The following is a 12,320-nucleotide window of genomic DNA, read 5'->3' as shown; positions in this document are numbered from 1 at the left end:
TTTCAGGCTCTTTAATCGGAGGGCGGGTAATTATTTTATCCACACTCTCAATCGATTTAAAGGTACAAGAACATTCTATATTCTGGCACTGATAATAGGCTTCTTTTGTCTGCTCAGATAAATAGCGACTGGCGCGAGTATGAGACGAATGTTTACACACAGGACAACGCATCATAATTATTGCTCCCCAGTTGGATTAAGTTTTTCTCGTTTTTCCCGAATACGCTGCCCTAATAACCCACGTTTCATTGGGCTGTTGTTTAAGTCAGAGTCCACATAACCCGGTTGTGGTGTCTGTAGTGTGAGTTCGGCTAATATCGATTCTTTCTCCATATCAAACGTATAGACTCCCGCTAATGAAAGAAGAGTTGCTGTTAGTGTACCCAGAGCTTTCTCCGATGATGAATCTGTGTAGAGTTCGTTCACAGCGACCTTTATTTTCACTGCCCGGATGAGTTCTGGTGACAGAGTTTTCATTGCGGCAGACATTTCCATCTTCGCATATTCCATCAAAGCTACTTTATGCGTGTCTTTATAGGGTCTGGCAGAAGCGCATAATTGCAGTGACGTGTAATCTTTATCCAGTTCCAGTTCTTCAATCAGATGCCCGAATTCTTGCGCCAGCTCCCGCTGTGAAATCCGGCGGATATGTTCGGTTTGCAGTTCCTCGGTCATTTCACCGCGCAAGCTACGAAACAGTTTGCGCCAACTGCCGTCAGCCTGTTGGCTCTGGTTTTCCGCGTCGCGCTGTTTTTGCTGGCTACGGGCAATGGACGCAATAATTTCTTCGTAGGTTTCTTCATTCTTCAGGTGTTGCGCTTTCGCCGCTTTAAAACTTTCAAGGGCGGGTGTAATCGGGTGTGGGGTTGTTTGGCTCATCTAGTTATAACTCCGTCTCAGTCAAGGTGGAGTCATTTTGCAAGCTCTCACACAACGTCTCAATCCATGCCCGTTGTACCATTTCCCATACAACACTCTCCCCACGGCCAAGCTAAAAAGGCCATAAAGATAATAGTTTTATAAAAACTGTTCACTACTCTTCACTTTGAGAAAAAAGTATTAATAATCAATAAATAAAAGGGTGAACAGTTCACTTGAAACTATTCACCAAGTGTTCACTACTGTTCACTGGGTTAAAAAGAGCTTTTTCTCTGGCTAGCTAAAAAACCATTCAGACAGAATGATAATTAACCAATCACTTATACTGTTTTCGCATTAAAATTAATTTTATATTCCAACTTCTCCAATGAAATGAGAGTGAAAAATAAGCGAAATAGTCATAGAGGCAAACAAAGGCAAATAAAGGCAAAAGAAGGCAAATGCGGCGAGTTTCTAGGATGAGTTCGGTTTGGTGAGTTTGCTGAACCACACAACAACGGCTTGTTGCATCAGGTAAAAATATTCTAACAATAGGGGGCTACCCAACTGAATCCCAGCAAACCCGGCGGTATGTGGCCGGACAACAACAAGGTAGCTTTTCATGCTTACAATGACACAACCGGCTTTATCCAATACACCACCACCGATGGCAACGTATTATCCCCGTGACCGCTTTATGCGCCTGCCGGAAGTGATTAACACCACCGCATTATCCCGCTCAACTATTTATGAATTGATTAGCCGTGACCACTTCCCCGCACAGATTTCCCTAGGCGGTAAGAACGTCGCATGGCTGGCCTCTGAGATTGAGGGCTGGATGGCAGAGCGTATTGCTAACCGTCAGGGGGTATCAGCATGATCACCCTAAAAATCGGCGAGCAATTCTTCACTCTGAATGATGGCGACGTGCAGTACATCGCTGAGGCGTTCCAGATTGCGCAGCAACAACCCGGCCTTGCTTTACCCAAGTACCGCAGCCAGCTAAACGGCGTGGTGCAAGTGATGTCGGGCAGTGCGGCAGGCACGCCAGCACAGGCCAATTTCTACTCCCGCGCACCGGCACAGCCCAAGCCTGATATTCAGACTGACTGTTAAACCGATGACGCTCATCCCGCAAAAAGGGCTTTTCTCTGGCTTGCATTTTTTGCAGGCCTTGCGTTATAGTCGCCGTGCTGTCGCAAAATCGACAGCCGGGCGTGAGAACCCGTGTTACTTATTGGCGACACAACACGCGCCAGGCGTGTTTTTTTATGTCGTGGCCTCGGCCTACCAGTTTTTTGCACAGTGGTTTCGACATCACTGTCGCTATCAAGCAATGGTGGCTCAGGCGGGGCAGCCTTCGGGCTGGCCGGTTTCCAATAAGGCCGGTTTCTCACCCCCGTCTGGGCTACCACCCAAGTGTGAGAACTTCCGTGGTAGCAATAACCAATACTTATTGGAGGCTGCCACTATGGCTACATCCCTCACCCCGTTACACCCGCAATTTATCTATCTGTTTGCTGCTGTTCGTCGTACTGAATTAACGGCGCGTCCCTGCATGTTGCGTACCACCGCCAGCAGTGAGAAGAACGCCCGCCTGCGTTTAACCGGTGACTACATCCTGTCGTTTGCTGGCCGTCTGCCGCTTGGGGAGGTCGCATGAATACCCTTGCCGCCCGTTATGACTGTGATACGCAGTACAGCATCCCTCACGCTGATTTCTTACGCCTCCAGCATGCACACAATGTCGGTGTGACGTTCCTCGATATGCTGGAAACGCAAAGCAGCCTGTTGCACGGCATTACCCCACCGTCGCCTGAATCGTTCGCCTCAATGGTGGCGTTACTGACTGACCAGCTCGGACAGGTGATGAACACCTGCGAATCACAAATCTTATCCCGCATGGAGGCACCTATCGCATGAATACCCTCAATCAATCCTGTTTGCCCGTTGAAGTCCGTACCGCTGTTTATCGCCGTGCGTTGGCCCACGCTTATCTTGATGTCTGTTTGTCTCACGGGGTACGCCTTGGTTACTCGCTGGATGAATTACAAATGACCATTGCGATGGATATTGAGGGCTATTATGTGCGCCGGCACGGGCCAGAAGCCGGCATGGATATGGCCTGTACCATGCTCAGTGACATGGTTCAGCCGGATATTTTGCTGGCTCCGCCGCGCCTGACAGTATTAGGGCAAAAAATGATGGATGAACTGTGCCAAGCGCAGATAACCACAACCCGCAAGACCACCCTGCACTGAGGAGAAACAGAGAATGACAACATTAAACGTTTCAAAAACCTCACGTGCAGCCACCGGCCAGTGGCCGGTATTGCTCCCGGCGCTCGGTATTCATATCACCGCCGGAGGGCGAGCGCAGCCCTGCCCGATGTGTGGTGGTAAAGACCGTTTCCGCTTTGATAACCTGCAAGGGCGTGGCACATGGTTTTGTAACCAGTGCGGCGGCGGCGATGGCCTGAATCTGGTTGAAAAGGCGCTGGCGGTCACGACCAAGGAAGCCGCCTGCAAAGTGGCCGAGGTGTTAGGGGAACCATCGAACCCGCCATTACCGGCACACAATGCCGGGCAGGAAGCGCAGGAGAAAGCGCAAGCACGGCAGCGGGCCGCAGAACAGGCTAAACAACTGCTGACTGTCGCCCGACCACAGACCGGGAATGCCTATCTGACCGCCAAAGGCTGGCCGGAGTTGGAGACGCTGACATTACACGATAAACCGTTGTGTGTTGGGGGGATTGCCTATCAGCCCGGCGACCTCCTATTCCCCCTGACCGACAGTAGCGGTGAGGTGGTTAACGTTCAGCTAATTAACGCCAACGGTGACAAGCGCACGCTGGCCGGAGGGCAGGTGAAAGCCGCCTGTCATTTTTTGGCCGGACAGGATAACGCCGTTATCTGGCTGACCGAGGGCTATGTTACCGGGCTAACGGTGCATCATCTGACCGGGGAAACGGTGTGTGTCGCGCTCAGCGCTAACAATCTGCCCGCACTGGTGCAACAGTTGCGTACCCACTACCCGGATGCATTGCTATTGTTGGCCGCCGATAATGACGAGAACGGCACCGGCCAGAGCCGTGCAACAGAGGCTGCCCAATTGAGCGGTGGTAAACTGGCGTTGCCGCCGGTTGTGGGCGACTGGAACGACGTTTATCAGCAGCAAGGTAAACTGGCCGCCCTGACCCAGTTACAGGCATTCAATCAGCCGCAACAGCCCAGCCCGTTTGATACGCTCAGTGACGCCGACCTGAAAGCCATGAGCGCCAGTGAAAAGGCCGAACTATTAGCAGAGCACTATCAGCACTTATTGGCGGTGCCACAGGTGGGTGAAGACCTGTGCCGCTATGAAAAAGGGGCGTGGCAGGTGTTACCATATCGGGTACTCAGCCGGGAGATTGCCGCCCTGTTCCAGAAAATCCGCGCCCCGTTCTCAGCATCAGGGATAAACAGCGTACTTGATACGCTCAAGCTGATGGTGCCACAAATGGGAACACCCGCCCGGCACTTAATAGGTTTTCGTAACGGGGTATTTGATACCACTACCGGCCAGTTCAGTGCACACCAAAAAACGCACTGGTTGCGTACCGTGAACAGTGTGGATTACACCCCGCCCAAAGCCGGGGAAAATCTGTCCGACCATGCCCCGCACTTTTGGCGCTGGTTAACGCGGGCCGCCGGGCAACAACACGAGAAACAGGAGCGTATTCTCGCGGCGCTTTATATGGTGTTGGCGAACCGCTATGACTGGCAACTGTTCCTTGAGGTGACCGGGCCGGGCGGCAGTGGTAAAAGCGTGATGGCCTCAATCGCCAGCTTGCTGGCCGGTAAAGACAATACCACCTCGGCTACCATCGATACGCTGGAATCGTCGCGGGAACGTGCCTCCGTAGTGGGGTTCTCTCTGATTATCCTGCCAGACCAAGAGCGCTGGAGTGGTGACGGGGCTGGCATTAAAGCCATCACTGGCGGTGATGCCGTTGCTATAGACCCGAAATACCGTGATGCCTATTCCACTCATATTCCGGCGGTGATTCTGGCCGTCAATAATAACCCAATGCAGTTCAGTGACCGCAGCGGCGGCGTATCCCGTCGCCGGGTTATCCTGCCGTTCCCGGAAGTCATTCCGGCTAACGAGCGTGACCCGCTATTACTGGCGAAAATTACCGGTGAGCTGGCGGTGATCGTGCGCCACCTGATGCAGCGTTTTACCGCCCCCAATGATGCCCGTGCGCTACTCGAAGCGCAGCAGAACTCGGATGAAGCGCTGGAGATTAAACGCGGTGCTGACCCGTTGGTTGATTTTTGTGGTTATCTGCTGGCGGTTAATACCCCCAATGGCCTGTATATGGGGAATGCCAATATTATCCCGGCTAATCCGCGTAAATACCTGTATCACGCTTACCTGTCATTTATGGAGGCGCGCGGCCACCAACGGCCAATGAGCCTGACCGCATTCGGGCGCGCTGTGCCACAAACCTTGAGCGAATATGAAATAGCCTTATTAAAACGTAAGACCAATCAGGGGATGCAAACCAATCTGATATTAAGTGAAGACTGCGAGGCCGATTGGTTGCCTAAATGTGAAGCATATTGAATAAACAACATCACGATCGTTTCTACCGATCAATATGGCGTTATTGATCTGCCTAACCCATTGGACGCTATCAGTTATGACACTTATAGTTGCGTTGTACAAACCTCATACATCCAACACCGGGGAGCAATGTATCAGTGTGTACTTAGGCCTGCTTGCAGGCCTTTCTTTTATCCCCCATTCGTCCCACAACTCTTGGCACCTCAACAATAATCACACCGGCCTAGGCCGGTGTTTTTGTATTCAATGGCGACTGTTCACAGCAAGTGACTAGTTAGGCTAAACTCATCACTAACTCATCACCACTTAATCTATTGTATTTAAATGATTAAATTCAAAAGTGAACAGTGTGAACAGTTTTTCTATAAATCTTTTTTATATGCTTTTGAACAACCATTATTAACATGTTAACCTAATACGGCCCTTAGTTAGAGAGTGCCTAATATGGTTACTTTCTTGTGGTTGGTGTATAGCCGACCCGGTATTGTTGTTTGGTTTCTCATCGCAAGATCGGGCCGCGTCGGTAGACGCTTCCCGAGCCTGCGTCTCGTGACCTATGTAAGGGTATTTTTGAATGTGGTTCAAGCATCCTAAGTACATCAATGCACGAAGTGATTTTGTTAAAAACTTCTCAGCGAGCGAACTTACACAGTTAAGTTACTCGCTGCCGAAGATTCTCTTTATTTGTGGGGGAGAGGAGAAGTCATGTAAGAACCGTGCCATCCTTGAAAACTATATAACAAAGCATCATAAAGAATATTTGACCTTCAGAGCTGAACTTGCATGGGAAGTAATTAGCAATTCTGAAAGTAGTAAGAATGTTAATGCCTTAGCTTTAGAAGAATGGCTAGCTGACTTTTCGGACATTGTAATTATTCTAGTTGAAAGTTTTGGTACTGTAGCAGAGTTAGGAGCGTTCTCATTAAGTCAAGGATTAAGGAAAAAGCTACTACCTATTCTTGATAAGAAGTTTGAAAGGCATAATTCATTTATTAACACAGGCCCAGTGATGTGGGTAAATAATGACTCAAAATATAAACCCGCCATTTACTCTGATTTCTCAACAATACTGACCTGCATACCTAAAATTAATGAAAGATTAACTAGAAAGCTACGTTCATCAGTCTCCGACCATAATCTTTATGGTGACTACAAGTACTCACCCAAAGTTTTACTATTCTTCTTGCTATATCTAATAGCATCTTTAGGCCCTATTAGAGCCAGAGAAATATCAGAATTAACAAGTACCATTATTAACTTTAGGGATAAAAGCAAAAACAAAAGCACAATACATTTCATGTTGTCTTTAGGTGTCGCACTAGGATTATTTAAAGAGTCAAGACTACACAATCAATCTTATTACTCATGTGTTGATTTTGATAAGTTATTCAATCATAACTCGACAGAAAAAATACTAGAAAACATATTGAAAAGCAGAGCTCGCGCGCTATCCGACTTGATAATGATTTCGCATTTTAAAGAGGAATTACGGAAGGTAATGAACAATGCTACTTAAATATCTCTCTGAAAGCCTAATTTTAACCGCTGACTTTATAACTAACCTTTCTAATACAGCAGACGAAAGGTATAACAAATTCGGTATTCCAAAAAAAAATGGTGGGACCAGAGTTGTTTACCAACCTCAGAAAGAGTTGAAATTATTACAACGCGTGTTACATGATGACTTTCTAAAAAAAATAAATGTTCATATAGCATGCACCGCCTATTGTGAAGGCTCCTCTGTTTTAAAAAATGCTAACATTCATAAAGAAAATAAATACTTATTACGCCTTGATTTTGTTGACTTTTTTAAATCAATAACTTCTAACGACATTAGGTTATTCTTAAATGAAAAGAAGGGCGAATTTAGTGATTCTTGGGATGATCTCGACTCTGACTTATTTTTAAAACTGGTTTGCTTTAAGGGAAGATTGACTATGGGAGGGGTTGCCTCTCCAATGATATCTAATTTAATTTGCTATAAATTAGATCTTCTAATAAATGAACTTTGTTTATCATTAGGTGTAACTTACAGCAGGTACGCTGATGACATGTATTTCTCTACAAACACACCCGATATACTATTTACAATACCTAAACGTGTCATTAGTATACTACGACAATTAGACTATCCTAAAAAACTAATTCTCAACACAAATAAAACCAAACATTTATCTAAAAAAAGAAAAATGATAATAACTGGGCTAGTCATTACAAATACAGGGACAGTGTCTTTAGGTAGAGAAAAAAAAAGAGAAATACGAAGCCTTGTTTACAAATGGAATATCTTAGACGATAAGAAAAAGAAATATTTGCAAGGTTATTTATCCTATTGTGCAAGTGTAGAGCCTTTGTTTATTAATGCATTGTGTGAGAAATTCAGCTCGCAAGCCATTAGTGAAATACAAACATATTGTCCTCCATCGACTTAATCATGCTCATTGACTTTATGTCTAAGTGGCATAGGTTTTAAGTGTAATAAAAAAATACTCTCTCTTGTAGCTTAATTAGAATTATAACATTACAGGATTCTTGCGTAGAACGACTTTAGCAGTGATAAATGCTATCAACATTATTTCCACCACCGTAGATAGCACTCGGATAGGGGTCACACGTTGGACTGTTTTACATCATTTTTTGTGTTCCCCTAGTTATCAGAAACACTAACTAGAAGCCTCTGAAATATGAACACCACAAAGCGCGGTTATCTGCATTGGTATACGCTTAGGTATACACTACAAATCTGAAATCATATTTAACCATTTAAAACATAAAGTTAGTTATTTTCATCAACTTCCCCCAGCCCGCTTGGGCACGCAAGAGTCGATAATCAGCCCTTCATTGTCACTACAGGACGGGCGAAGCGAGAATTTGCTGGGGAGTCCATCCCGAAAGGTGGCACAGACAGAAGGCCATGCGGTGCGGTTTTCTTCATGCGCAGCCCATTTTCCCCAACGTTCAAACACTGCCCGTACATCTCGCATTATTCAGCCCACGCCCTATGCCATGCCCTAACCAATTGATTTTAATTAAACACGGTATTTCACCGTATTCACCAACCCAAAAAGAAAAAATGCGGCTGATGAATCCGCAAAAAATCACGGGCAGATGGAACGCAACGTTTACACTCCCACCTGTCACCGCGTATTATTCCCGGTGAAAACGACAAAGGACGGTAGGCTTGCTCCCCTCGCGTAGAGGGTGCCAGAAACCATACATGGCAAGGACAACACGCCCAATCACCTGTCAATTATGGTCTAAAAGTGATGATTGAAGGATTAGATGCGTGCAGCAATGATTTTCATGGCCGTCTCTTCGGGAATTTGAAGTAATGACACTTTCCCTAATCCCTTATTAGGGGATCAGGGGTTAATTATGTCAGCAATCCAAATATGATCCCAATCTATAGCCGCACTGCTCAATGGCTTGTTTTAATGCTGGCAACGTCAGGACGTCCAACTCGGTCAGCCGTGGATAGCAATAGCCACTGGTCATCAAGATTTTGTCGATAAACGCCGGATGGCACATCACTTCAATAGAGTTAATTCCTTTTTGGTCTGCACTTTCCAGTAACTGCAAAAAGGTCTGTTCAGATAACGTCTCACCATAAAAACCGGCATCAAACCACTCAGTGCTGCGAGGATTGTTAAGTAGAGTCCGGTTCTGTTGTACTTCATTGCGGTCGATGCGCAGCGGAAGAGATTTCTCATGGGCGAAGGATTCAACCAGCGGATAAATCTGCGGCAACATATGTACGTGATGATGACTGTCGATGTGAGTGGGTGGGCGGCCAAAAACAGCAACAAATTTATCAAATTGAGCAGTCAATTCCCGCGCTATCTCGTCCAGATTCAGCTCTCCCGCCTCGGCGCGCTGCCACAACCATTTGCCCAGTTCACCATTGGCATCAACCAAAGATGGCATCGCGGTTAGCGGCCGCCCGTAAGTGAGCACCCAATGCATCCCCACGGGCAAAGTTGGATTTTGTTCACTAAGTTCTGCTGCATGGTAGATATCTGCACAGTTCATCATCGCGGTGGTCGATGAGACAATACCATGCCGGAATGCTTCAATGATCCCGTAACTCTGGCCTTTGCATAGACCAAAATCATCAGCATTAACAATAAGTAACTTTTCCATTGAGGGCACCTTGTAAGGCCATTCCAGCAAGCGATATCTGGCCGGAAACTAATCGGATAACCCCTCTCTGACGCAGTTGAATTTTTTGCGGTAGTTCCCTGGCGTAAAAGAGGTGAGTTTTTTGAAGTTTTTAATAAATAACGTGGTATCGCTGTAACCCGCTTCAAAGGCAATATCTGAAACTAAGTAATTCGTCATTTCAAGCTGGGTTTTGGCAAAATTGACTCTGATTTCATTGATAATCTGCATCGGCGTTTTCTGGTAATAACGCCGGGTAGCACGGGTTAGGTACTCTTGAGTTTTACCTGAAAGTTCAATCATATTCGCCAGTGCTTTTTCACCAAACATCGATTTATCATGCATTTTGTCGATACTGGTCTTCAGCCACAGCGGAATATCGTCATTGGCTTCACTCTCTTTATGGTGGCTGATGCGGTTAGTCACATAAAAAGTCAGCAACTCTACCAGTTCAGTAAGTTCATCTTCCCTAAAGTGTGGCGCAGAAATCGCCGACTCAATATAGGAAAGAAAATCACCTTTCAGACGATAAGCTTGAGAGGCCACAATAGGCCGCGAGAGCAAATGGAAATAGTGCTCTTCAAAGAAGGTTTTACTGATCCCCACGTTCAGGATGCGAGTAGCACCAAATTCATAGAAACTTTTATGGTGGGATCCCATAGGAATAAAAACAAAATCTCCACGCTCTAAAAAGACTCGCTTGCCGTTGATCTCTTGATAGCACATCCCCGTTAATATCAGGGTATATTCATAATAATCATGTTGATGTAAGCCGGTAGCACTTTCCGTCTTATTATAAATAAATAGATGGAATTCCTTTCCGTTAAAAAAGTCTTTTTGACGTACTAATCTGACTTCCATCTTATTTACCTTCACTCTATCGTTCAAAATAGCCGACGGGTGATACCAGACTCACCGTGACTTTTGATGTAATTCGATAAGCTCAGCAATTAACTCTCGAGCTAACATCGCTGTCATTAAATGGTCCTGAGCATGTACCAGTACCAACGTCATTTTGGTTTTACCCTCGCCCTGATCTGCTTCAATCAGCTTGGTCTGGACCAAATGAGCCTCATTCAGAGCAAGACGGGATTGTGCCATTAACTCATGAGCTTGAGCAAAATCACCGGTTTTGGCGTGTTTCAACGCGTTGTAGGCCAAACTCCGAGCCTCCCCTGCGTTGATAATCAACCCCATAACCACATCCTCCAGTCCATCGGTGGGTTGCACATCATCAACGATTTTATCTAAATCAAACATACTGTTGTTACTCCGTAAATTAAAGCCACTAATTAAAACCATTTTGCCTTGCGACATCTGCAAACCAATAGCCACTTTTCTTCAATACCCGTGTCTGATCGGCAAGATTTAGCCGAACCAGTCCATAGCGATTTTTGTATGCGTTGAGCCAGGACCAGCAATCAATAAAAGTCCATAAATGGTACCCTTTGCAATTGCTGCCCTCCTGTAATGCCTGATGCAACCACGTCAAATGATCACGAATAAAATCAATCCGATATTCATCATCTACCATCCCAGATGGCGTAATAAACTGCTCTTCACCCTCAACACCCATGCCATTTTCAGAGATATAGCAGGGGATATTGCCATAATTCTCTCTCAGGTTTTTCAGGATGTCATACAGCCCTTTTTCGTATATTTCCCAGCCACGGTGCGGGTTAATTTTCCGCCCTGGCATCTCATAAAAACTAAACAAATCCTCTGGCGTTTTCACCCACCCCTGAGGAGTTGGGATATCTTTCGCTTGAACTCGTCTTGGCTGATAATAGTTAACCCCTAATAAATCGACGACTCCACTGGTAATAAGTTGGCAATCATCTGATTCAATCTGTGGCAATAAGTTGTGTTCACGCAGCAAGGTGATCAGTTCGGCAGGGTAAACACCTTTAGTGACGGGATCGAGGAAGCTACGGTTAAGCAGTAAATCAGCCTGATTTGCAGCGATCTGGTCTGTCGCACTGTCGGAGCGAGGATAGGTTGGGGTGAGGTTCAAAATGATACCAATTTCACCGCCCTGCTTCAGTTCTCGGTAGTTTTCCACCGCTTTGGCATGAGCCAGTACGCTATGGTAGGCGACAGTGATCGCGCGTTTGAAATCAACCACACCAGGATAGTGCAGGTCGTTCAAGTAACCGGCCTCAACGGGCACAATCGGCTCATTAAAGGTAAACCAGTGTTTTACCCGGTCGCCAAACAAGGTAAAACAGATTTTGGCATAACGGGCATAGGCAGCAACAACTGCGCGACTTTCCCAGCCGCCTTTCTCTTGCATGCACAGCGGCATATCAAAATGATAGAGATTGATAAAGGGGGTGATACCATTCGCCAACAGGCTGTCGATCACTGCGTTATAAAAAGTGACGGCTTTGGGATTAAGCTCACCATCACCATTGGGGATCAGCCTCGACCATGAAATCGATGTCCTGAAGCTGTTATGCCCCAGTTGCTTCAACAGCAAAATATCCTGTTGATAGTTATCGTAAAAGGTGGAGGTGTTTTCAGGGCCGATCTGACCATGAAAACGTTCTGGAACGCTGTCATACCAATAATCGAAAATATTCTGGCTCTTGCCATCCCGCAATGACGCCCCTTCAGATTGGGTTGCAGAGGTGGCACTACCCCACCAAAAATTATCGGGAAATTGATATTTCATTCCAGCCTCCAGCCTCGTACGT

The 12,320-nt window shown here is 46.2% G+C and carries 15 protein-coding genes; 8 read left to right on the top strand and 7 right to left on the bottom strand.

Annotated elements, in window-relative coordinates; all coding sequences use genetic code 11:
- Positions 1–175, bottom strand: a 175-nt coding sequence (locus AEP37_RS25055; RefSeq protein ID WP_072086328.1) for an ogr/Delta-like zinc finger family protein, incomplete at its 3' end; no start/stop codon positions are given.
- A 2-nt stretch (positions 176–177) separates the two neighbouring features.
- Positions 178–879, bottom strand: a complete 702-nt coding sequence (locus tag AEP37_RS16175) for a hypothetical protein (RefSeq protein WP_049614312.1) — start codon at positions 877–879, stop codon at positions 178–180.
- A 601-nt stretch (positions 880–1,480) separates the two neighbouring features.
- Here AEP37_RS16175 and AEP37_RS16170 point away from each other — a divergent pair.
- From AEP37_RS16170 to AEP37_RS16135, 8 genes are all read left to right on the top strand, one after another.
- Entirely contained in the window at positions 1,481–1,738 is a 258-nt protein-coding gene (locus tag AEP37_RS16170) for a helix-turn-helix transcriptional regulator (RefSeq protein ID WP_050691828.1), read from the top strand.
- Positions 1,735–1,974 carry a hypothetical protein gene (locus AEP37_RS16165; RefSeq protein WP_235801333.1) on the top strand — a complete coding sequence of 80 codons (240 nt, stop codon included), beginning with the start codon at positions 1,735–1,737 and terminating at the stop codon, positions 1,972–1,974. The genes AEP37_RS16170 and AEP37_RS16165 overlap by 4 nt, the downstream gene beginning before the upstream one ends.
- A gap of 4 nt (positions 1,975–1,978) precedes the next feature.
- Positions 1,979–2,521, top strand: a complete 543-nt coding sequence (locus AEP37_RS16160) for a host cell division inhibitor Icd-like protein (RefSeq protein ID WP_049614311.1) — start codon at positions 1,979–1,981, stop codon at positions 2,519–2,521.
- A complete protein-coding gene (locus AEP37_RS16155) occupies positions 2,518–2,781 on the top strand; it encodes a hypothetical protein (protein WP_005172893.1) in 264 nt (87 codons plus the stop codon). Before AEP37_RS16160 ends, AEP37_RS16155 begins: the two co-directional genes overlap by 4 nt.
- Positions 2,778–3,119 (top strand): DUF5375 family protein, encoded by a 342-nt coding sequence (locus AEP37_RS16150; protein ID WP_046051905.1) that lies wholly within the window; start codon positions 2,778–2,780, stop codon positions 3,117–3,119. Before AEP37_RS16155 ends, AEP37_RS16150 begins: the two co-directional genes overlap by 4 nt.
- Positions 3,120–3,132: 13 nt before the next feature.
- Positions 3,133–5,466: a primase-helicase zinc-binding domain-containing protein gene (locus AEP37_RS16145; RefSeq protein ID WP_049614310.1), complete on the top strand. Its 2,334-nt coding sequence runs from the start codon at positions 3,133–3,135 to the stop codon at positions 5,464–5,466.
- Between the two features lie 574 nt (positions 5,467–6,040).
- A complete protein-coding gene (locus AEP37_RS16140; protein ID WP_050691829.1) occupies positions 6,041–6,982 on the top strand; it encodes a retron St85 family effector protein in 942 nt (313 codons plus the stop codon).
- A complete protein-coding gene (locus AEP37_RS16135) occupies positions 6,972–7,898 on the top strand; it encodes a retron St85 family RNA-directed DNA polymerase (RefSeq protein WP_049614309.1) in 927 nt (308 codons plus the stop codon). The genes AEP37_RS16140 and AEP37_RS16135 overlap by 11 nt, the downstream gene beginning before the upstream one ends.
- Positions 7,899–8,255: 357 nt before the next feature.
- On the opposite strand, the gene AEP37_RS27925 is transcribed toward AEP37_RS16135, so the two are convergent.
- The 5 genes from AEP37_RS27925 to AEP37_RS16115 form a co-directional block, all read right to left on the bottom strand.
- Positions 8,256–8,450: an antiterminator Q family protein gene (locus AEP37_RS27925; protein ID WP_072086327.1), complete on the bottom strand. Its 195-nt coding sequence runs from the start codon at positions 8,448–8,450 to the stop codon at positions 8,256–8,258.
- 394 nt (positions 8,451–8,844) lie between these two features.
- Complete coding sequence (chbG, locus tag AEP37_RS16130) at positions 8,845–9,606, bottom strand: chitin disaccharide deacetylase (protein WP_049614308.1); 762 nt, start codon at positions 9,604–9,606, stop codon at positions 8,845–8,847.
- A 48-nt stretch (positions 9,607–9,654) separates the two neighbouring features.
- A complete protein-coding gene (gene chbR / locus AEP37_RS16125) occupies positions 9,655–10,500 on the bottom strand; it encodes a transcriptional regulator ChbR (protein ID WP_408068339.1) in 846 nt (281 codons plus the stop codon).
- A gap of 36 nt (positions 10,501–10,536) precedes the next feature.
- Entirely contained in the window at positions 10,537–10,884 is a 348-nt protein-coding gene (gene chbA, locus AEP37_RS16120; RefSeq protein ID WP_049614306.1) for a PTS N,N'-diacetylchitobiose transporter subunit IIA, read from the bottom strand.
- Positions 10,885–10,912: 28 nt separating this feature from the next.
- Positions 10,913–12,298, bottom strand: a complete 1,386-nt coding sequence (locus tag AEP37_RS16115; RefSeq protein WP_049614305.1) for a glycoside hydrolase family 1 protein — start codon at positions 12,296–12,298, stop codon at positions 10,913–10,915.
- Positions 12,299–12,320 lie beyond the last annotated feature (22 nt).

Origin of the sequence: Yersinia pekkanenii (assembly GCF_001152565.1) — a bacterium.
In the GTDB taxonomy this organism is placed as follows: domain Bacteria; phylum Pseudomonadota; class Gammaproteobacteria; order Enterobacterales; family Enterobacteriaceae; genus Yersinia; species Yersinia pekkanenii.
This window is presented reverse-complemented; position numbering and strand designations above follow the sequence as displayed.

Bases quoted from the DNA above. Each gene is read 5' to 3' on its own strand.
- AEP37_RS16175 (WP_049614312.1), bottom strand. From the start codon at position 879: ATGAGCCAAACAACCCCACACCCGATTACACCCGCCCTTGAAAGTTTT.
- AEP37_RS16170 (WP_050691828.1), top strand. From the start codon at position 1,481: ATGCTTACAATGACACAACCGGCTTTATCCAATACACCACCACCGATG.
- AEP37_RS16165 (WP_235801333.1), top strand. From the start codon at position 1,735: ATGATCACCCTAAAAATCGGCGAGCAATTCTTCACTCTGAATGATGGC.
- AEP37_RS16160 (WP_049614311.1), top strand. From the start codon at position 1,979: ATGACGCTCATCCCGCAAAAAGGGCTTTTCTCTGGCTTGCATTTTTTG.
- AEP37_RS16155 (WP_005172893.1), top strand. From the start codon at position 2,518: ATGAATACCCTTGCCGCCCGTTATGACTGTGATACGCAGTACAGCATC.
- AEP37_RS16150 (WP_046051905.1), top strand. From the start codon at position 2,778: ATGAATACCCTCAATCAATCCTGTTTGCCCGTTGAAGTCCGTACCGCT.
- AEP37_RS16145 (WP_049614310.1), top strand. From the start codon at position 3,133: ATGACAACATTAAACGTTTCAAAAACCTCACGTGCAGCCACCGGCCAG.
- AEP37_RS16140 (WP_050691829.1), top strand. From the start codon at position 6,041: ATGTGGTTCAAGCATCCTAAGTACATCAATGCACGAAGTGATTTTGTT.
- AEP37_RS16135 (WP_049614309.1), top strand. From the start codon at position 6,972: ATGCTACTTAAATATCTCTCTGAAAGCCTAATTTTAACCGCTGACTTT.
- AEP37_RS27925 (WP_072086327.1), bottom strand. From the start codon at position 8,450: ATGCGAGATGTACGGGCAGTGTTTGAACGTTGGGGAAAATGGGCTGCG.
- chbG (WP_049614308.1), bottom strand. From the start codon at position 9,606: ATGGAAAAGTTACTTATTGTTAATGCTGATGATTTTGGTCTATGCAAA.
- chbA (WP_049614306.1), bottom strand. From the start codon at position 10,884: ATGTTTGATTTAGATAAAATCGTTGATGATGTGCAACCCACCGATGGA.
- AEP37_RS16115 (WP_049614305.1), bottom strand. From the start codon at position 12,298: ATGAAATATCAATTTCCCGATAATTTTTGGTGGGGTAGTGCCACCTCT.